Origin of the sequence: Mesorhizobium sp. M1078, assembly GCF_040318615.1 — a bacterium.
Lineage (GTDB): Bacteria > Pseudomonadota > Alphaproteobacteria > Rhizobiales > Rhizobiaceae > Mesorhizobium.
The window spans coordinates 200,679-218,382 of record NZ_JAMYMP010000001.1 but is presented as its reverse complement, the minus strand read 5'-3'; the positions used below and the strand labels follow the sequence as shown (position 1 = coordinate 218,382).

Annotated in this window: 16 protein-coding genes and 1 pseudogene; 5 read left to right on the top strand and 12 right to left on the bottom strand. The window is 64.2% G+C overall.

Going from position 1 to position 17,704, the window contains the following annotated elements; translation table 11 throughout:
• Positions 1–9: 9 nt before the first annotated feature.
• On the bottom strand, positions 10–1,545 hold the full coding sequence (locus tag NKH38_RS01125; RefSeq protein WP_352758509.1) for an MFS transporter: 1,536 nt from the start codon (positions 1,543–1,545) through the stop codon (positions 10–12).
• 145 nt (positions 1,546–1,690) lie between these two features.
• Here NKH38_RS01125 and NKH38_RS01120 point away from each other — a divergent pair, with 145 nt between their 5' ends.
• Entirely contained in the window at positions 1,691–2,587 is an 897-nt protein-coding gene (locus NKH38_RS01120) for a LysR family transcriptional regulator (protein ID WP_023669967.1), read from the top strand.
• A 53-nt stretch (positions 2,588–2,640) separates the two neighbouring features.
• Here NKH38_RS01120 and NKH38_RS01115 read toward each other — a convergent pair whose 3' ends face one another.
• The 5 genes from NKH38_RS01115 to NKH38_RS01095 all read right to left on the bottom strand — a co-directional run bounded on the left by NKH38_RS01115 (position 2,641) and on the right by NKH38_RS01095 (position 6,277).
• Positions 2,641–3,393, bottom strand: coding sequence for an SDR family NAD(P)-dependent oxidoreductase (locus tag NKH38_RS01115; RefSeq protein WP_023728290.1), 753 nt, complete (start codon positions 3,391–3,393; stop codon positions 2,641–2,643).
• Positions 3,394–3,438: 45 nt separating this feature from the next.
• Positions 3,439–4,527 carry an AbrB family transcriptional regulator gene (locus NKH38_RS01110; RefSeq protein WP_023711109.1) on the bottom strand — a complete coding sequence of 363 codons (1,089 nt, stop codon included), beginning with the start codon at positions 4,525–4,527 and terminating at the stop codon, positions 3,439–3,441.
• Positions 4,528–4,607: 80 nt separating this feature from the next.
• Positions 4,608–4,916: a putative quinol monooxygenase gene (locus NKH38_RS01105; protein ID WP_023728289.1), complete on the bottom strand. Its 309-nt coding sequence runs from the start codon at positions 4,914–4,916 to the stop codon at positions 4,608–4,610.
• 79 nt (positions 4,917–4,995) lie between these two features.
• Positions 4,996–5,775 (bottom strand): SDR family NAD(P)-dependent oxidoreductase, encoded by a 780-nt coding sequence (locus NKH38_RS01100; protein ID WP_023728288.1) that lies wholly within the window; start codon positions 5,773–5,775, stop codon positions 4,996–4,998.
• A 73-nt stretch (positions 5,776–5,848) separates the two neighbouring features.
• On the bottom strand, positions 5,849–6,277 hold the full coding sequence (locus NKH38_RS01095; RefSeq protein ID WP_023669972.1) for a DsrE family protein: 429 nt from the start codon (positions 6,275–6,277) through the stop codon (positions 5,849–5,851).
• Between the two features lie 98 nt (positions 6,278–6,375).
• Here NKH38_RS01095 and NKH38_RS01090 point away from each other — a divergent pair, with 98 nt between their 5' ends.
• A complete protein-coding gene (locus NKH38_RS01090; RefSeq protein ID WP_023728287.1) occupies positions 6,376–7,470 on the top strand; it encodes a hypothetical protein in 1,095 nt (364 codons plus the stop codon).
• 28 nt (positions 7,471–7,498) lie between these two features.
• Positions 7,499–8,203, top strand: coding sequence for a DUF4272 domain-containing protein (locus NKH38_RS01085; protein ID WP_023728286.1), 705 nt, complete (start codon positions 7,499–7,501; stop codon positions 8,201–8,203).
• A gap of 257 nt (positions 8,204–8,460) precedes the next feature.
• Here the strand turns inward: NKH38_RS01085 and NKH38_RS01080 are convergent, their stop codons facing one another.
• Both NKH38_RS01080 and NKH38_RS01075 read right to left on the bottom strand, forming a co-directional pair.
• A complete protein-coding gene (locus NKH38_RS01080; RefSeq protein WP_352758506.1) occupies positions 8,461–9,408 on the bottom strand; it encodes a cation diffusion facilitator family transporter in 948 nt (315 codons plus the stop codon).
• Between the two features lie 5 nt (positions 9,409–9,413).
• Positions 9,414–11,603: an anthranilate synthase gene (locus tag NKH38_RS01075; RefSeq protein ID WP_352758504.1), complete on the bottom strand. Its 2,190-nt coding sequence runs from the start codon at positions 11,601–11,603 to the stop codon at positions 9,414–9,416.
• 321 nt (positions 11,604–11,924) lie between these two features.
• Between NKH38_RS01075 and NKH38_RS01070 the strand changes: the two genes are divergently transcribed.
• Positions 11,925–12,695, top strand: coding sequence for an isocitrate lyase/PEP mutase family protein (locus tag NKH38_RS01070; RefSeq protein WP_352758502.1), 771 nt, complete (start codon positions 11,925–11,927; stop codon positions 12,693–12,695).
• Between the two features lies 1 nt (position 12,696).
• Here the strand turns inward: NKH38_RS01070 and NKH38_RS01065 are convergent, their stop codons facing one another.
• The 4 genes from NKH38_RS01065 to NKH38_RS01050 form a co-directional block, all read right to left on the bottom strand.
• The gene (locus NKH38_RS01065) at positions 12,697–13,752 is read right to left on the bottom strand and encodes a succinylglutamate desuccinylase/aspartoacylase family protein (protein ID WP_352758500.1); all 1,056 of its coding nucleotides are present in this window, start codon (positions 13,750–13,752) and stop codon (positions 12,697–12,699) included.
• A 91-nt stretch (positions 13,753–13,843) separates the two neighbouring features.
• Positions 13,844–15,022, bottom strand: a complete 1,179-nt coding sequence (locus NKH38_RS01060) for an MFS transporter (protein WP_352758499.1) — start codon at positions 15,020–15,022, stop codon at positions 13,844–13,846.
• Between the two features lie 115 nt (positions 15,023–15,137).
• A complete protein-coding gene (locus tag NKH38_RS01055) occupies positions 15,138–16,529 on the bottom strand; it encodes an FAD-containing oxidoreductase (protein ID WP_352758497.1) in 1,392 nt (463 codons plus the stop codon).
• Positions 16,526–16,987, bottom strand: coding sequence for a membrane protein (locus tag NKH38_RS01050; RefSeq protein WP_023695827.1), 462 nt, complete (start codon positions 16,985–16,987; stop codon positions 16,526–16,528). The genes NKH38_RS01055 and NKH38_RS01050 overlap by 4 nt, the downstream gene beginning before the upstream one ends.
• Before the next feature lie 154 nt (positions 16,988–17,141).
• Between NKH38_RS01050 and NKH38_RS01045 the strand changes: the two are divergent.
• Positions 17,142–17,697: pseudogene (locus tag NKH38_RS01045) on the top strand (sugar O-acetyltransferase).
• Positions 17,698–17,704 lie beyond the last annotated feature (7 nt).

The following is a 17,704-nucleotide window of genomic DNA, read 5'->3' as shown; positions in this document are numbered from 1 at the left end:
GCGGCTCAGCTACCCTTCCTGGCAAACCGGCAGAGCAATGGTCTCGTGTTCCACCGCCGATCCACGGCGCAAGCCGAGAAAGACGACAAGGGCGGTGACGATGGTGATTGCCGCCAGCACGATCAGCAGCCTGTCGAACGCGATCTCATAGGCCTGGACCAGGACCGTGGCTCCGGCACCCGGCAAGTGGGCTGCCGCTTCGCCGATGTTGCCGGTCACCAGCAGTTGCGCGGCGGCGGTTGCATCCAGGGAAGATGCCGTTCCCTGAGCCGCCAGTTGGGCTGCCGTGAAACCCGACAGGACTGCCATGACGATCGCCAGCGCCACGCCTTCGCAAGCGACGCGGGCGGTGTTGAAGATGCCGACCGCCATGCCGGCACGCTCTTTCGGCACGACGCCGACCGCAAGTCCGTCCATCAGCCCCCAGGGCAGGGCGATGCCGATGCCGATGAGGATCAGCGGCGCCACCAGCGCTGCGACGACAGGCGGTGTCAGGCTCAGCCAGACAAGGCCGCCGGCGGCCACAAGCAGGCCGACACCGCAGATCGTTGCCGGAGCGATCCAGCGCGCTACCTGGCCGGCGAGCAGTGGCAGGATCAACAGCGGTCCCGACAGGCAGATCATCAACTGCCCCGCCTTGATCTCGCTCATCCCCTCGATGCCGATGAAGCGGATCGGCAACAGCACCAGCAGGACGACGAAGCCATAGGCGGGAGCGGCCGCCAGGAACTGGACGCCGACGAAGCGGGGAAAGCGGAACAGCGAGAGATCGAGCATCGGCCGGCGCACGCGCCGCTCGACGACGACGAAAGCGGCAAAGCAAAGGGCGGCCGCCACGAGAAGCGCGATCACCAGGGGATCGGTCCAGCCGCTCTGCGGCGCTTGCAGCACCCCGTAGGTCAGCGATGCCAGCGCGATCGTAAAGGTGCCGGCTCCCGCCCAGTCGAGGCCGGTCGCATCCGGATCGCGCGATTCCCTGATGGTGCGCAGGCCGAGCAAAGCGGCTGCAATCGCGAGCACTGCCACCAAGACGAAGATCGATCGCCAGCCGAAAGCATCTATGAGCAGGCCCGACGCGATCGGCCCAAAAGCGAGGCCGATGCCGAAACTGGTGCCGAGGAAGGAGAAGGCGCGCAGCCGCAATGGCCCATCGAATTCCTGGGCAAGAGCGGAGGCGCCGCCGGCAAAGGCGCCGGCACTGCCGAGCCCTTGCGCAGCCCTGAGCACATCGAACCAGACGATATCAGGGGCGAACATCGATCCCAGCGATGCCAGCACATAGGTGGCGAGGCCAACAAGGAAGAGCCGCTTGCGGCCATGATTGTCGGCCAGCGCGCCTGATGCCATCAAGGTGGCGGCGAAGGTCAGCATGAAGGCGTTGGTCACCCAGTTGAGCGCGATCGGGCTGCCGCCGAGGTCGGCCGCAATGCGGGAAAGCGCGACGGCCGGGCCGGTGAAGGTCAAGGGCATTGTCATGGCGGCAAGGCATACCGACAACAGGACAAGCCATGGCGCGACCGCGCCGTTTGTGGTCTTCGAGGTCATGGATTTCCTATCTGAACCAGGATCCGCCGGCCTGCGCAAGCTTGCTGCGCCGGTCGCAACGGGAAGATAGGCTCGCGACACTTCGAGAAAAATAGTGTTAAATCTCCAGATATACCGGACTGAAACGCTCGAATGGAGAGATGCGATGGAACGCCTCAATGGGCTCCTGGCCTTTGCCCGCACGGCTGAGTTCGGCAGCTTCATCGCTGCGGGCCGCACGCTCGGCATCTCGGCATCGGCCGTCGGCAAGAGCGTCGCCAGGCTCGAGCAGGATCTCGGCGTAAGGTTGCTTCAGCGCAGCACGCGCCGCATCGGCCTGACCGAAGAGGGCAAGCTGTTCAACGAGCGGGTGCGGCGCATCCTCGACGACATCGACGATGCCGAGGCGATGCTGTCGCGGAGCCGCGAAACACCGCATGGGCGGCTGCGCGTTTCGACGCCGATCGTGACCTATCATTTGCTGTTCCCGGTGCTGTCCGAGTTCATGGCGCGCTATCCCGAAATCGAACTCGACATCGACTTTAACGACCGCATCGTCGACCTCATCGACGAAGGCGTCGACATCGCGATCCGCAGCGGCGACCTGCCGGATTCGCGCCTGGTGGCGCGGCCGCTTGCACCCTTCCGGCTGCTGTTGTGTGCGGCACCCTCCTATATCGAGCAGCACGGCAACCCGAGCCGCCCGGACGATCTCGTGAACCATTACGGCATCCGCTTCCGCTTTCCCAACAGCGGCAAGCTGCAAGGCTGGCCGTTCATCGGCGGCAGCGCCGAGCCGCAGGTCCGCTCGATGCTGACCTGCAACAACACGGAGGCGCTGAAGGGCGCCACGATGGCCGGGCTCGGCATCAGCTCGATGCCCGATTTCCTGGTCCGCGAGGCGCTGCGTGACGGCCTGCTGCGCACGGTGCTGGACGACCATGTCGACGGCCGCGGCCAGTTCCGGTTGCTTTGGCCGTCCAATCGCCATTTGTCGCCAAAGGTTCGCGCCTTCGTCGACTTTCTTCCCGACCGGCTTGCCGCGACGCTGAGCGGCTCTTGAATTAGTCCTTCGCGGCCGACAGCGACGGCGACAGCAAGGAACAGCGGCGCTTCTCAGTAGGTGGCGCGGCCGCCGGAGAGATCGAACGTTGCGCCGGTGGTGAAGGAATTTTCGTCCGATAGCATGAAGGCGATCATCGCAGCCGCCTCTTCGACTTCGACGAACCGGCCTCGCGGCACCTTGCCCAGCATGTAGGCGACCTGGGCCTCAGTGAGCTGTTCGAGGATGCGGGTGCGGGCGGGCGATGGGGTCAGCGCATTGACGGCGATGTCGTGGCCAGCCAACTCCTTACCGAGCGATTTTGTCAGCGCGAGCACGCCGGCCTTGGCGGCGGAATAGGCGGCGGCATTCGGATTGCCTTCCTTGCCTGCGACCGAGGCGATGTTGACGATGCGGCCGTAGCTGCGCGCGATCATGCCGGGCACCAGGCGCTTGCAGCAGTAGAAGACGCCGTTGAGGTCGATGTCGATTATCTGGCGCCAGGCGGCAGGATCATAATCCGCCACCGTCGCTGCCGGTCCGGCGATGCCGGCATTGTTTACCAGCAGATCGACCGGACCAAGCGAGCGCTCGGTTTCGGTCGCGGCGCTGTCGACGGCCTCCATCAGCGATTGATCGCACAGCAAACCCTCGACCCGGCCGAGCGGGGTGAGTTCGGAAACGGCCTTCGCCATGGCGGTCTCGTCCACATCCCAGATGGCGACGCTGGCGCCCGATGACAGCAGTCGCCGGGCGACAGCAAGGCCGATGCCTTGCGCGCCGCCGGTCACCACGGCGACCCGGCCTGAGAGATCGACGGCATTCACACGACGTTTCATGGGCACTTTTCCTCTTCCCTGGATATTTGAATCTCAGTCCCTGACGGCTCTCGCCACCAGCCGCGCTATGCTCGGCCCGGCGATGAGCACGACCAGGAAGCGGGTCGACTGCAAGGCCATGACGAAGGATATGTCGACGTTCTGCGCGGCGGCGGCAATGATGGCGACGCTGTCCATGCCGCCGGGGCTGGTCGCGAGATAGGCGGTCAGCGGATCGATACCAAGGACGTGGCTGATCAGCCAGGCTAGCCCGCCGCAAAAGGCGATCAGCACGACGATAGAGCCGACGATCTGCGGCAGCGCCCGTGTCGCATGACGCAGGATCGCCCGGGTAAAATTCAGCCCTATCGACCAGCCGACCATCGCATAGGAGAGCGCCAGCAGCCATGGCGGCAATTGCATCGCCACGCCGAAGCCGAGATGGACGATGGTGCCGATGATGAAGGTGCCGAGGAAGAAGGGTGACGGCAGCCGGCACAACCGGCCGAGCAGGCCGCCGACCAGCGCCACGCCGAGCGTGGCGGCAAAGGCTGCCGGTTCGATCGGCGGGAACCAGACGATGGCTGGTACCTCGATGCCCGAAGTGTCGACCCACATCTTGGCGACGAGTGCTGCCGTCATCGAGACGAAGATGACGCGCAGATACTGCATGAAGGCGACGAGGCGCTGATCGGCGCCGAAGGCACCGGCCATCAGCACCATGGCAGTGGCAGCACCCGGCGACGAGCCCCAGACCGCGGTGGTGCCGGGCAGGATGCGCCAGCGGCTGATCAACCAGCCAAGCAGGCTGGACGCCGCAAGGGTCGCCAGCACCACGACAAGGACCAGCGGCCATTCCTTGTAGAACACCGAAAAAATGTCGGTGGAGATCGACGCCGCGACCAGACAGCCGACCAAGGCCTGGGCGGCGGCGAACAGCGGCCGCGGCACGCGCACCGTGGCGCCATTGGTGCCGGCAAGGATCGCCGCCAGCATCGGGCCGATCAGCAGCGCCGCCGGCAGTGCGGCGTATTCCAGCGCGCCGGCGAACAGCAGCGAGACGATCAGCAGCACCAGCCACTGCCGAACCGGACGCATGCGCGCCATGCGTTCGACGGCCGGTTGGTCTGGCGAAGAGTCCATGTTTGGGTCTTAGACCTGGAAGAGAAAAATGCGAACGCTGTCTCGGACGAAATTCACGACCCCGACCCCGCGTTGGGATGTCACTCGTTCTTGATGGCGGGCAGGCCGAAACCGCCGGCCGGATGGGTCTCGACCTGGAATTCGAAGCCGGCGATGATCGGCCGGGCCTTGGCGATCGCTGCCTGGGCCTCCGGCAGCTGCAGCGAAGCCTTGTGGCTTGCGGCGTCGGTCCACACTTCGGTCACCCAGATCGCGTCGGCATCGGCCGGGTCGCGGGCGATGACATAACTCAGGCAACCCGGCATGGCGCCGGTCGAGGCTAGCAGCACATCCATGATCGCGTCGCGCTGGCCGCGCGCCGCCCGCATCTTTCCGATCAATCCGTACATTGCCTCTCCCCTTTCTTCCAACCTCAGCAAACGTGCGCACGACATGCATGGTTGCGAGACGCAGTATGCAATTGCCGGCTCACGGCATCAACTGGCCACCGTTCACCTCGATCACCTGGCCGGTGATGTAACCACTCAGGAGATCGGAGGACAGGAAGAGATAGGCGCCGACGCAGTCTTCGGCCGTGCCGGCACGCCCTTGAGGAATGGTGGCGACCATGCCCTTCATCTGCTCGTCGGTGGAATAGCGCTCATGGAAGGGTGTCGCGATGGTGCCCGGCGCCACCGCGTTGACGCGGATGCCGAAGCCGATCAGTTCCTTGGCCATGCCGCGCGTCACATTGGAGACAAAGGCCTTGGCCGAACCGTACAGCCCGGCGCCGCCGCCAGCGCCATTGCGCGCCGCGATCGACGAGGTGTTGACGATGAAGCCGCCCTGCTTCTTCAGCCATGGCATCGCCTTGCGCGAGGCCGTCAGCACCGAGCGGGCATTGAGGTCCATCACCGCGTCGTAGTGCGCCTCGGTCTGCTCCGCATAGGGCACGCGGCCGAGCATGCCGCCGGCATTGTTGATCAGCCCGTCGAGCCGCCCGAATGTTTCGGCGCTCTCCTCGACGACACGCTCGACATCGGCTGCCTGTGAGAAGTCGCCCTGTGTCAGGAACACCTCACCGCCGCTGTCGCGGATGTTTTTGGCCAGCGTTTCTGCGGCCTCCCGGCTCGAATTGTAGTGCAGGGCGACCCGGCATTTCTGGCCGGCGTAGGCCAGTGCAAGGGCGGCACCGATGCCGGTCGAAGCGCCGGTGACCAGCACCGCCTTGCCGGCAAGATCGGGGATGACGAGGGTGGTCGCGGTCATGAGCACTTTCCTTCGGGATGTTTGGCCGCCCTTCGTAGGCTCTCATGGCCTTCACGTTCAAGCCCGCGGCGGCTCAGGGCCGGAGATAGGCGTAGCCCTGGCGCTGCAGTTCGGCGAGCTTGACGACACCGCCCTTGTCGGCGGCGTGGAAGCCCTCGAGCAGGTCGGCAAGCGTGATCTCCATGCCTTGCATGGTGTTGCCGCAGGCATGCGGCTCAAGGCCCTGCTGGACGAGGCCGGCAAAGCGTCCCGAGATCGCCGCCGATATGCCTTTCGACTTGAAGCCGGCAAGGGCCGGACCATGCACGACCAGCACGATGTCGACATTGCCGCCGGTGCCTTCATAGTGGTTGTTGATGTTGCCGAGCACGAAGTTGACCTTATCGAGGTCGCTGAGGTGATAGGCGACCTTCGGTCTGTCTTCAGCGGCGGCCGCCCGGCTCAGCCCGAACAGGCCGGCGGCGCCGGCAAGGCTGGCCCGGAACATGTCGCGTCGACGCATGGCATCCTCTCGGCTTGCGCTCACCGCAAATTGCATGGCTGCGGCCATGATACTAGCATAAATTGACGTTACGTCCTGTCGATGCGAGGAGGGGTCACATGGCGTTCAGGAAGTGGAAGGTTGTTGCCAGCGCTGGATTTGGCTGCGTGCTGCTCGGCGCGCTTGCAAGTTCGGCCCTTGCCGGCGATGCGCTTAAATTACCCGAACTCAGCCCGAATGGCGCCGATGCGTGTTTCGGCCGCGTCTATGATGCGGCGCACCTCAAGGCGCATCCAAAGCAGAAGGTGGCGCGGATCTTCTTCCTCTATGGCCATGATCCGGTGAGCCATCCGAACGAAGAGCCGATGGCAAACGCCGACACCTCCTACAACGGTTTTCTCACCACCACGGTGCGCGGCGCCAAGGCGCCGCAATGGGCCGGCGGCTGGTGCAATCACGAGTCCGAGGACGGCAAGTCAGGTCCGGTCCGCTGCGGCATGGACTGCGACCGCACCATGGCGTCGCTGAAGCTCGATGACAAAGGCCGCCTGATCCTTACCGATGTCTCGTCCGATCTCTATCTCGACGCCGGATCGGAAGACGAACTGGGCGAAGCCGAATATGACCGGCAGGCTCTGGGCTCGGAGGACAACAATTTCCGCCTCGACCCGATGCCGGCCGCAACCTGCCAGGCTGAATTCGCCAAGATCGACCCGATCGATCCGGCGCTTGGGGCTCCCTTGCGCGAGCGACTGAAGCCGGACCAGCCTTTCTGTTTCGGGCGAGACTACGATGCCGCGCATCTCTCCTCGCATCCCGACCAGGTGACGCAATCGATCCGGGTCTTCCGCGGGCCGGTCGAACTCGCCTCCTTTGCCTCAGGCGATGTCGCCAACTGGCCCGACGGCTCCGATGTCGCCGTTTCGGTGACCACCAGGAAGAACGGGACGAAGGTCACGCAGACCTATTCCTGCCAGGGTGAAGCGGATCAATGGCGCTGCGCGGCCAGTTCGAAGATGAGCAATTTTTCCTGCGATATCGCGCAAAAGGAAATCTTCCTCAAGCGCGGCGCCAACGGCACCATGATGCTCGCCAATCCCAACAGCAGCCTGGCGATCGTCGATTTGTGCTCGAAGACGGCGGATGGCAAGACGAAGTCGGACGACAAGGTTTACCGGTTGGAGGCCATGCCGCAGTCGGCGTGTGCGCCTTAGTCACTTTAGCAGCCATTTGGAAATGAATATGATGCGTCGCAGCTTTCTTGGTTTTCTGACTTCCTTGGCTTTCATCGGTTCCGCCAACGCTGAAGGCGAGGCTGAGGCTCGCAAGGCGGCCTCAACAGCACAGTTGAAGAAGGAGGGCGTGCCGTTCATCGACCATTTGCCGACGATCGAAACCGAAGCCGAAAGTCGGCGACGAACGAAGGACGAGGTGGTTAAACGCGCCATCGCACTGGTGATCGTGGCCGTCACAGCGGAGACCAATGATCGAAATCTTTTAAGCAACTTGATCAGCCAGTTTGGAGCCGAAGGGTTTTTTACGCCCAAAGAGCAAGCGTTTGTCGGTAACCCCGTTGCAACCGAGCAAGATCGCGCAAATTTTAGCTGGCGCTATGAAGGGGCTTTCGTGATGTTGTGGGCGTTGCAAGTCTTCAAAAACCTTGGGCGTCCAGACAAGCCTTGCGATGTGTCGCGTATGGTTTCGGTGTTGCGTGACCTCGACACGGAAGGGCTGCTCAAGCGGGCCAATTTGCGCCCGCAAAGCGAGCTTCTCGATGCTGCCGATCTGATCTATCGGTACAATTGGGCTGTGATGGATGCGCGGGTGAATGGGAAAGCCGTGCCGGCAGGATTGGAACGAGACGTGGTTGTCGAACGTCATTACGCGCTCAATTGGCTGATTGGGTATATGGGGCAGGAATGGGATGACATCTCGACCGACACATGATGAGCCGATCGCAAGCGGGTGCTACCTTGGATCGGACTTCGCTTGCCGAGTTGGATTGACGAACTTAGACGGTTCGCCTGACTACGCTTTTGCCGAGGCCGAGCTGGCGCGCCCTTGAGCAGCAGGCGCTGCCCGATTTGGAGGCAATCAACGCCTGGATGTAGCCATTGGCGGGCTACCCCACATGGCGGTAATGGCGCAATCGATCCGGCGAGGTCGGCAGATCCTCGCCCGAGGATGATGCCCTGAGTTTTTCCTCACGCGAACGGCACCGCCGTCGTGCCTTTCGGCAGCTTCGCCTCGTCGTCCGGTTCGACATGGATGGTGACGCGCACCGAGGGGATTTCGGCCTTCAGCGCGTCCTCGATACGGTCGCAAATGACGTGGCTGGCGCCGACCGTCATGTCGGCGTTGACGACCAGGTGGAACTCGATGAAGGTGGCGCGGCCGGCGATGCGGGTCTTGAGGTCATGAACCTCCAGCGCGCCCTTGCAATTGGCCGAGATGATGTCGCGAATGTGCATGTGTTCGGTCGTGTCCACTGCGCGGTCCATCAGCCCGTTCATCGACGAGCCGATGACGTGCCAGCCCTGCCACAGGATGTTGAGCGCGACGATGACGGCAAGCGCCGGATCAAGGATCTGCCAACCGGTCAGGATAGCGCCGACGAGGCCGCCGAAGACGCCGACCGAGGTCACGACATCGGTCATGATGTGCCGGCCGTCGGCGACCAGCGCCGGTGATTTTGCGCTGCGCCCGGCGCGGATCAGCGTCCAGGCCCAGAAGGCGTTGATGACGGTGGCGACGCCGTTGATCGCCAAGCCCTCCCAGGGTTGTTCGAGCGGGGTCGGCGTCTGCCAGGAGCGCCAGACCTCGTTGAGGATCAAAAGCGCGGCGAGCACGATCAGCACGCCTTCCAGCACCGCCGAAAAATACTCGGCCTTGTGGTGGCCGAACGGATGGTCCTGGTCGGCCGGCTTGTAGCTGACCAGGACCGCCCAATAGGCGGCGGCCGAGGCTATGACGTTGACGATCGACTCCAGCGCATCCGAATAGAGCGCAACGGAGCCGGTGACGTACCATGCGGCAAGCTTGAGCGCGAGCACCACGCAGGCGATGACAATCGACCAGAAGGCAAGGCTGGCGATCCTTTGCCTGGCCGCTGCCTTCGCTGCGATCGCCGCCATGTTGTCCGTTGCCGCCATCGTTTCTAAGCGGCCTTTTCCTTGGCCTTGCGCGGCAGATGCGCAACGATGTTTTCGATGATGCGCATGCCGGCATTGTGGCCGAGCGTCATGATCGATTCCGGATGGAACTGGACGGCGGCGATCGGCTCCTTGCGGTGTTCGAAGGCCATGATGATGCCGTCCTCGGTCTCGGCGGTGACGATGAAATCGTCGGGCAGCCGCACCGGATCGGCGAAGATCGAGTGGTAGCGGCCGACGGTCAGTTCCTTGGGCAGGCCGGAGAAGATGATTCCAGGCTTGGAGACGCGGATGCGCGACGGCTTGCCGTGCATCGGCACGTGCATCTGCCTGAGTTCGCCGCCATAGGCCTCCGCCAGCGCCTGCAGGCCAAGGCAGACACCGAAGATCGGCAGGTCGCGGGCGCGGGCGTTCTTGATGGTCGCGGCGCAGTCGAAATCCTTCGGCGTGCCCGGTCCGGGCGACAGCACGACGAGATCGGGCTTCAGCCGTTCGAAGACTTCTTCCGGCACCGGCGAACGCACGGTCGAGACATTGGCACCGGTCTGGCGGAAATAGTTGGCCAGTGTGTGGACAAAGGAGTCCTCGTGGTCGACGAGCAGGATGTTGACGCCGTCGCCGACGCGCGCGGTGGTGCGTTCGGCGCCTGCGGTATTGCCCAATTTGGCGTCGCGAATGGCGGAGAGCATGGCGGATGCCTTCAGTTCGGTTTCGGCTTCTTCTTCCTCGGGGATGCTGTCGAAGAGCAATGTGGCGCCGGCTCGCACCTCGGCAATGCCGTCCTTGATGCGGATGGTGCGCAGTGTCAGGCCGGTGTTCATGTCGCCGTTGAAATTGACCATGCCGATGGCGCCGCCATACCAGGCACGCGGGCTCTTTTCGTTCTGCTCGATGAAGCGCATCGCCCACAGTTTCGGCGCGCCGGTGACGGTGACCGCCCAGGCATGCGACAGGAAGGCGTCGAAGGCATCCATGCCTTCGCGCAGGCGCCCTTCGATGTGATCGACGGTGTGGATCAGGCGTGAATACATCTCGATCTGGCGGCGGCCGATGACGCGCACCGAGCCCGGATCGCAGACCCTTGACTTGTCGTTGCGGTCGACGTCCGAGCACATGGTCAGCTCGGATTCATCCTTCTTGGAATTGAGCAGCTTCAGGATCTGCTCGCTGTCGGAAATGGCGTCGTCGCCGCGCTTGATGGTGCCGGAGATCGGGCAGGTCTCTACGCGGCGGCCGTTGACGCGCACGAACATTTCGGGCGAGGCGCCGATCAGATACTCGTTTTCGCCGAGATTGATGAAGAAGGAATAGGGCGACGGGTTGATCGACTTCAGCTTGCGCGAGATTTCGGAAGGCTGCGTCTCGCAGCGTTCGTAGAACATCTGCCCGGGCACGACCTCGAACAGGTCGCCGCGCTTGAAACTATCCATCGCCTTGCGCACCAGATTGGCGTATTCGCCAGGCTCATGGTCGCCGCGCGGCGGGATGCGGTCGGCGGTCTTGAACGGTTCGGCGATTTCGTCGCGCGGCAGCCCCTCGGTTGAAAAACCGTCGCCGGAATAGTCGTAGCGGTCGGTCCAGGCCTTGGTCGAATAATGGTCGACGACCAGGATCTCGTCAGGCAGGAACAGCACGAGATCGCGCTGGCTCTGTTTGCGCTCGAGCTTGTAGTCGACTGGATCGAACTGGAAGGCGAGGTCGTAACCGAAGGCGCCGTAAAGGCCGAGATTGGCGTCTTCATCGGTCTTGAACAAAGCGGTGATGGCGCGCAGCACAGTAAACACAGAGGGGACGCGGCTGCGCTCTTCCTCGGTGAAGACGCGGCCGGGCTTGGCGACATCGAGGCGGATCAGCTTTTTCGAGGTTTCAGCAATCGTCACCTCGGTAATGCCGGCCAGCGTCTTGCCGATCACCGGCAGCAGCACTTCGCCACGGCCGTTCAGCGCCTCGATGCGCATGGCGCGGCCACGCGCGGAAATCACCAGCGGCGGATCGATGATGGCCGTATCCCAGCGTGTGTAGCGGCCCGGATATTCGTAATTCGAGGAAAACACCGCACCACGGCGCGAGTTCAAGCCGTCGACATAAGCGTCGATCGCACCGGCGTAAGGCTTGTCGTGGCGTTCGCGGGTGATGGTGACACCACCTGCGGTCACGAAGCTTTCCGCGCCGTTTTCCAGAGCCTTGATCGTCATTGCCGTCTCCATATGGCTTGTTGGGGCAACGGACCCGGGACTGGCTTTGAAAAAACAAATGGCCGCCCGGACATTCCGTTGCGGCCACCCTCTATTTTCACGCGCACGCGTTCGAACAGGCCGCTGTCAGCGGGCCCACCACCAAATGGTCTTGATCGAGCGCATGTTCATGGGCGAAATCCATAGCGGCGAAAAGCCGGATGCGCAACAGGTTTGAAAGGCCTGTTTGTGGCCGCCGCTTCCGCAGCCCATGGCACATCGCCAAGGCTTGGGGTCCTGCCTAGACTGTTCGTCCAACATCGGAAAGACGGGAAGACAGCAATGACCGAGCAGATCGAGCGCGCACGCACGTTCCATGCCCTTCATGTCAAGGGCAACCCGATCGTTCTCTACAATGCCTGGGATCCGGGCTCGGCCAAGATCGTCGAGAGGGCGGGCGCCAAGGCGATCGCCACCGGAAGCTGGCCGGTCGCGGCTGCTTTTGGTTATGCCGATGGCGAGAAAATCCCGCTGGAGCTAGCGCTGGACAACATCAGGCGCATCGTGGCGGCAGTCGACCTGCCGGTGACCATGGACCTCGAAGGCGGCTACGGCGTCGAGCCGGAGACTGTCGCCCAGACGGTCACACGTGCCCTGCAGGCCGGCGCCATCGGTTTCAATTTCGAGGACCAGATCGTCGGCGGCGCCGGCCTGCACGACATCGCCATACAGGTGAAGCGGATCGAGGCGGCAGCGGCGGCGGTGAAGGCTTCCGGCATTCCCGCCTACATCAACGCCCGTACCGACATTTTCCTCAAGGCCAAGCCGGATGCGCATGACAGCGTGCTGCTCGACCAGGCCATCGAGCGGGCGCACGCTTATGAAAAGGCAGGAGCGAGCGGCTTCTTTGCGCCGGGGCTCGGCGACGAGGGTCTGATCGAGGCGCTGTGCAAGGCCACCGTGCTGCCGGTCAACATCATCGCGCTGGCGCATGTGCCGCCGCGCCAGCGCCTGGCCGAGCTTGGTGTCGCCCGTGTCAGCCACGGCCCGGTGCCGTACCGGCAGATGGCCGAATGGCTGGAGGCCAAGGCGCGGCTGGCGATTTCGGGTTAGCTCAGTCCTCCAGCGTGCCTGACCTCGCGTCGGCGCTCTTCTTGTCGCCGACCAGCTTCAAGAGATCCTCGCCGGCGCGGATGATGCGGCGCGAGCGGCGGGTCAGGATGACGCCGTCCTGCGGCGCCAGCACTTCGGTGCGGCCGCCGGCCTCGCCCGGTGTGTGGACGATGGTGGCGAGGCGCGCGCCCTTGGCGACGCGGTCGCCGGGCTTGACGTCGTAGAGGATGGCGCCGGCCCGGGGCGCCGGCATCATGTCGATGTTCTCCAGCGGCGCGACGAGGCCCTTGAACGCGCCGGGTGCGGGAAGGGCGGTATCGGCGATGACGCCGCGCGCCGCCAGCAGCCGGTAAAGGCCTTCGGCATCGGAACTTGCCAGCGCGCCGTCGACATCCAGCATGCCACGGTATTCTACCGTGGTGGCAACGCGGCGGTCGAGCTTCGCCACGTTGGCGGGGACGTTCTGGTAGGGCATGATCGTGGCGCCCTCGAAGGTGCCGTCGGTGTCCTCGCTCCACAACACCACGGCGTCGATACCCATGGCGGCGGCGCAATCGGCCATCGCCGGCCACAGGCTGGCGTGGACGTAGAGATAGGCAAGGCCCTCGTCGTCGCAATGCAGGTCGAGCACGATGTCGTGGCCGAGCGACAGCTGCACCAGACGGGTCTTCAATCGCTGGTCGGGGGTGCCAAGCGTGGTGTCGGGCAAAAGCTTGGCGTCCGGTGCTGCGAGCAACGGAAAGCCGCGGTTGAAATTGTTGCGGGTGCCGAGATGAAAGCGGCCCTGGTGCTCGCCGAAATGATATTGCGCGCGGCCGATCGGATTGGCCCAAGGCACGACCGTGATGCTGCCCTTGATGCGGCCTTCCGCTTCGGCCTTGTTCAGCGCCGGCATCAGCGCGTCGATGGCGACGACACCAGGCAATTCACCGGCGTGGAGTGCTGCCTGCAGATAGGCCGAAGGTGCTGCCTTGTCGGCGCCGGCGAGGCGGAACACCGGGAATTCGTAGGAAACGCCTTCGGTATCGCCGGCGATGCGTTCGATCGATTTCTGCATGGGATGCCTCCAGGATAAGAGGCAGAACACATGCACTTTTGCCGAAGGGCTGTCGATTGGTCCAGTTCGCGCCGCCATGGGCGCAATGGAATTATTCGGCGGCGGCCGGAACCGGCGTTATCGGCGCCGATCCTTCGAGCGCCTGCGAGACAACGGCTACGCTGACCGCCAGCAGGGCCAGCACCGCGCCGACCAGCGGCAAATGAGCATAGGAAACGCCGGCCGACAGAGCCACGCCGCCGATCCAGGCGCCGCTGGCATTGCCGACATTGAATGCGCCCTGGTTGAGCGTGGCGGCGAGGTTCGGCCCTTCCGAAGCCGCTTCGACGACGCGGATCTGCAGCGGCGGCACGACGACGAAGATCAGCAGTCCCCACAAGAAGACGACGCCGACGGCGACGCTGGCGATCGCGCCGTACTGCATGAAGCCGACAAACAGAACTGCCATCAAAAGCAGCGTGCCGATGACCGTCGGCATCAATTTCCAGTCGGCCAGCCGGCCGCCGATGATGTTGCCTATGGTCATGCCGGCGCCGAACAGCAGCAGGACCCAGGTGACCGCGGAGGTCGACAGGCCGGAGACATCGGTAAGGTAGGGCTTGATGTAGGTGAAGACGGCAAACAGGCTGGCCGAGGCCAGCGAGGCGATCAGCATGGCGAGCCAGACCTGCAGCTTGCCCAGCACGCGCAGTTCGCTGCGCAGGCCGCCGCCGCTCGGTTCGACGACATTGGATGGCACCAGCCAGGCGATGGCGGCAACAGAGATCAGGCCGATGCCGACGACGGCAAAGAAGGTGGAGCGCCAGCCGAAGGCTTCGCCAAGCGCGGTGCCGGCAGGAACGCCGAGAATGTTGGAGAGCGTCAATCCCGCGAACATCATCGCCATGGCGCTGGCGCGCTTGTTGCGCGGCACCAGGCTGGCGGCAACGACGGAACCGATGCCGAAAAAGGCGCCATGACCGAACGCGGTGAAGACGCGCGCGGCCATCAGGAGCCAGTAATTGGGCGCAATGGCGCAGAGCAGATTGCCGACGACGAACATCGCCGTCAGCGCGACCAACACTGGCTTGCGCGGCAGATGCGCGGTGGCCATGGCGACGATGGGTGCGCCGAAGACGACGCCCAGCGCATAGCCGGTGACCAGCAGGCCGGCCGAGGGGATCGACACGCCGAGATCGGCCGCAACCTCCGGCAACAGGCCCATGATGACGAATTCGGTGGTGCCGATGCAGAAGGACGCAATGGCAAGCGCAAGGATCGGCAAAGGCATGGAAAATCCAGACTGAATCGGTTCAATTCAGACTGAACGAGAAGCCTTGCCGCGCGCAATGCACATTGCTGCAACGCACCAATGCAGAAAGCGCTGAGCTTGACGCGGGGCTATGTCAGGCGAGCGGCTTCAGCTCCTGGGCGATGGTTGGCAACAGCTCCGAGACGTTGGGGTGGATATGCACGGCGCGCGCCAGCGTATCGACCGACGCCTTGGCGTACATCAGGTCGAGCACGCAGTGCACTGCCTCGTCGCCGCCGGGGCCGAGCACGGAGCAGCCGAGGATTTCCCTGGTGTCGGCATCGACCAGGATCTTCATGAAACCTTGCGTCTCGCCCTTTTCGATGGCGCGGCCGACGCGGGTCATTGGTCGCTGGCCGACCAGCGCCTTGCGCCCGGATTTCTTCACCGCCGCCTCGGTCATGCCGCAGCGGCCGAGCGGCGGATCGATGTAGAGCGCATAGGCCTCGATGCGGTCGCTGACCTTGCGCGGATCGTCGTCGAGCAGATTGGCGGCGACGATCTCATAGTCGTTGAAGGAGGTGTGGGTGAAGGCGCCCTTGCCGTTGCAGTCGCCCATCGCCCAGATGCCGGGCACGCTGGTGCGCAACTGGTCGTCGACGGTGACGAAGCCGCGCAGATCGACCGTGATGCCGGCCTTGTCGAGGCCGAGGTCGTCGGTGTTGGGGGTGCGGCCGAGTGCCAGAAGCACATGCGAGCCGACCGCCGGCGGCTTGCCGGATGAGAAGGTCACGGCGATGTCCTTGCCCTGTCTGGCAAAGCGGATGTCGTCGGCGCCGACATGGACTTCTATGGCTTCGTTTTCGAGGATCGATAGGATGGCCGCCGACACGTCCTCGTCCTCGCGGCCGGTCAGGCGCGAACTCTTCTCGATGACGGTGACTTCAGAGCCGAAGCGGCGAAACATCTGCGCGAATTCAAGAGAGATGTAGCTGCCGCCGACGACGATAAGATGGCGCGGCAAAACGTCGAGGTCCATCATCGAGGAGTTGGTGAGGTAGTCGACGTCGTTGACGCCGGGCAGGTCGGGCACCGAGGCGCGGCCGCCGGTGTTGAGGAAGATCTTTTCGGCGGTCAGAAGGTCGTCGCCGACGCGCACGGTGTTGGCGGATTCGAAGCGGGCGTGGCCGCGATAAAGCGTGCAGCCCTTCATGCCGGCGATCCACGTCTCCAGATTGCTGCGGGAGTCGTTGGTGACCTTGTCCTTGCGCGCCTTGATCCTCTTGTAGTCCACGCCGACAGGGCCTGAGAACGTCACGCCGTAGTCCGCGGCACGCCGCGCCAGATGCGCCGCATAGGCGCTGGCGACCATGGTCTTGGTCGGCATGCAGCCGGTGTTGACGCAGGTGCCGCCGACCAGCTTGCGCTCGATCAGCGCCACGCTCATGCCGGCTGACGTCAGCCGGCCGGCGAGAGGAGGGCCGGCCTGTCCGGCGCCGATGATGATGGCGTCGTATGTTTTGGCGTCTGAGGCTTGGGCAGTCATACCACCGCCGCCACGATCAGCAGGCCGCCGATGATCGCCACCGCGTCCTCGATGAGGGCGGCAGGCAAATCCTTGCCGAAGGCGGCGGCCAACCGGCCGCGCGCTTCGGCGCCGCCATAGGTGCCGATGACAGCACCGATGGCGCCGGCAATCAGGCCGCCAATGGTGGAACCGGCGGTGGCGCCGATCACCGCGCCGCTGAAGGCGCCAAGCAGGATGCGGGCGCCGAATTGCTGCGGCACCTTGCGGCTCGGCGTCGAGGGCAGCTGGTCGGTGACCAGTTCGACGATGGCGAGGATGGTGAAGATACCGACGGCGGCCCAATGGCCCATGAAACTTGCCCAGGTGCCGGCCACCGGCAGCCAGCCGAGATACGCGCCCCAGGCGATTGCGGCCGGCGCGGTCATGGCGCGAAGACCGGCAATGACGCCGATCAGAAGTGCAAGCAAATAGAGCATGTAGATCCCCTCGAAAGCAGGCCCGGGACTGGCCCACGAGGGCAAGCTAGCATAGGTCCTGCGTTTGACGAGAGTAGGCGATGGTGCTTCTTCCATCAGCGAGCATTGTACTTTGGTAAACAGTCGAACACGACGAAGGGACGGAGTCGCTGTGATGGCCGGAAGCGAACGCACAAGGATGATTGCAGGCGAATGGTACACCTGCATCGACGACGAACTGGAGGCGCTCCGCGTGATCGCGCGCGATGCGGTGTTCGAGCACAACGCGCTGCCGCCCCAGCAACGCGGCAATATCGGCCCGACGCTATTGGCGCTGCTCGGCAGCGCGGGCGCAGGCTCCCGGCGAGGCGCCTTTCCACTGCGCCTACGGTTTCAACATCCATCTCGGCGACGGCGCCTTCCTCAATGCCGGCTGCACCATCCTCGACCCCGCGCCGGTGCGTATCGGCAGGCGGACGCTTCTCGGCCCAAATGTGCAGATCTACTGCGCCGAGCACCACAAGGAGGCCGCGGGCCGTCAGTCGGGACTGGAGATTGCCCGGCCGGTCACCATCGGCAATGACGCCTGGATCGGCGGCAGCGCCATCATCCTCGGCGGCATCAGCATCGGCGATGGCGCCATAGTCGGCGCCGGCGCGGTGGTGACGCGCGACGTGCCTGACAACACCACGGTGGTCGGCAATCCGGCGCGGGCGGTCAAGCGGGGCTGAACTCGTC